General features: G+C 67.7%; 2 protein-coding genes. Both read left to right on the plus strand.

Translation table 11 applies throughout. The annotated features are described in order from the left end of the window. Positions 1-321: 321 nt before the first annotated feature. On the plus strand, positions 322-1,731 hold the full coding sequence (locus AC0699_RS39620; RefSeq protein WP_478671542.1) for a lytic transglycosylase domain-containing protein: 1,410 nt from the start codon (positions 322-324) through the stop codon (positions 1,729-1,731). After that, complete coding sequence (locus AC0699_RS39625) at positions 1,728-2,057, plus strand: WhiB family transcriptional regulator (RefSeq protein ID WP_478671546.1); 330 nt, start codon at positions 1,728-1,730, stop codon at positions 2,055-2,057. The genes AC0699_RS39620 and AC0699_RS39625 overlap by 4 nt, the downstream gene beginning before the upstream one ends. The last annotated feature ends 14 nt before the right edge of the window (positions 2,058-2,071 follow it).

Genomic DNA, 2,071 nt, shown 5'->3' on the forward strand with positions numbered 1-2,071 from the left:
AGCCATCCCCACCACCCACTGCGGTAGTCACACTCGTTCCACCCACCAAACCAACCAGCAAACGCCAGAAAAGCACCTAAATCACCGGTATTGCGTCTAAGTATTCATTACTCATTGTGATGATCTGTATTGACTGTCTCTGCAGCCGTGGCCAAGGATTCTCACGCGGCTGCTCCCCGCGCAGTTGGTGTCCGAGTACCAACGGGGCGTGTGCCCGGGTGCGGAAAGTTCTCGTGGGTCACTTGATCGCCGCTCCCTGGCGCGTGGTCGAACGAATGTCACATCACACCGAGGCGGTCTTCGGCGGGAGGGGTTTGCTCAATGGCGGCGCATTTCGGGAGGAGGCTGCACAGGGGAGCGGTAATCACCGCCGCGGCTGCGGTCGCTGCACCGACCGCATCCCAGGCACCGGGAGACGACCAGGGCAGACAGTCCGCCGACGCCCAGTCCACGCCCGACGCTCACCCGAGCGGCGGCGATGACGGCACCGCCACGGGCAACGATAGCTACCAAATCGATCTGCCTCTGCTGAACAGTCCCACCGCGTCGCCCGGCTCGCGCGCCGGTCCCGCAACGAGGACCAGTGAGGCGGAGGCCGGCATCCCCGCCACCGTCCTCGATGCCTACAAGAAGCCCGCCGCCGAACTCCGGCAGTCCAAGCCGGGCTGCAACCTGCCCTGGCAACTCCACGTCGGCATCGGCAAGGTGGAGTCCGGCCAGGCCGGCGGCGGCCAGGTCGACGCGAACGGCACGACGTACTCGAGAATCCTCGGCCCGGTACTCAACGGCAGCGGCTTCGTGGTCATCAAGGACACCGACAACGGTGCCGACGACGGCGACAGCACCTACGACCGCGCGGTCGGTCCCATGCAGTTCATCCCGTCCACCTGGGCTTGGGCGGACCGCGACGGCAACGGCGACGGCGTCAAGGAACCCAACAACGTCTACGCCGCCGCCCTCGCCGCCGCCCGCTACCTCTGCCGCGCGGGCCGTGACCTGTCGGTCCAGGCCGACTTGAACGCGGCCATCCTCAGCTCGCAGGCCTACGTCAACACCGTCCGGTCCTGGTACGAGTACTACCGCAAGGGCACCCCCTCGATCCCGGACGACACGGGCACGCTGTCCACGCACCGCAGCGACGACGACCCCGGCGCGGGCTCCTCCCCGACGCCGGAGAACACCAAGACGCCCAGCACCCACAAGCCCGGCGACGGCGGCATCCCCAGCTCCAGCCCCACCCCGACGGCGCCGACTACGTACAAGCCGCGCCCCAAGCCGACGAAGCCCACCCCCACGGACACCGTGCACCACCTGACGGACCGCGGCACCAGCAAGCTCTTCGCAACGGCGGGTGGCACGTTCGGCGAGAAGATGGTGGTGAAGGCCTTCACTAAGGAAGGCAAGGCCGTGCCGAAGGTCCGCGTGCGGTTCACGATCAGCGGTGAGACGGACACCACCTTCACCGGCAGTGAAACCGTGGCGACCGTCGTCACCGACAGGACGGGCAAGGCCACCGCACCTCGCCGCATACTCGCGCCGCCTGGTCAAGCCAGGAGGTGCGGAACTTCCCGCCGCCGACGCCATTTTCCGAGCGCGGGCAAAGTCCCACAGGCCGCACACCCCAGTGGGCACGGGGGTGTCAGCGAGGCAATCCTCGGCTCGCCGGGAACCGACAGCGGCACAGGGTCGTTACGAGCGTCGAGGAAGGAGAGGAGGGAGGGGACGACATGACCAGCGCGAGCGCCCACTGGCACACCGGAGCAGCCTGCCGGCCGACCGACTCGGAGGAGCTGTTCGCCGAGGCCGCAACGCAGAAACGCGCCAAGGCCCTCTGCGCCGAGTGCCCGGTACGCGCTGAGTGCCTGGCCGAAGCCCTGGACAACCGGATCCAGTTCGGCGTGTGGGGCGGCATGACGGAACGCGAGCGCAGAGCCCTCCTACGCCGCCGACCCGACGTCGACTCCTGGCGCGATGCGCTAGTAGGGCTTGGTCAGGTTCACTCGCCGGTGGCGTGTCCGGTTGAGGGGGCTGTGTCGTTGACCGGGGGTGACACCTGAGGAGTTGGATGTAG

Source organism: Streptomyces sp. NPDC043870 (assembly GCF_056435785.1).

What these genes read in the sequence shown, in the direction of transcription:
- AC0699_RS39620 (WP_478671542.1), top strand. Translation starts at nt 322, where the DNA reads ATGGCGGCGCATTTCGGGAGGAGGCTGCACAGGGGAGCGGTAATCACC.
- AC0699_RS39625 (WP_478671546.1), top strand. Translation starts at nt 1,728, where the DNA reads ATGACCAGCGCGAGCGCCCACTGGCACACCGGAGCAGCCTGCCGGCCG.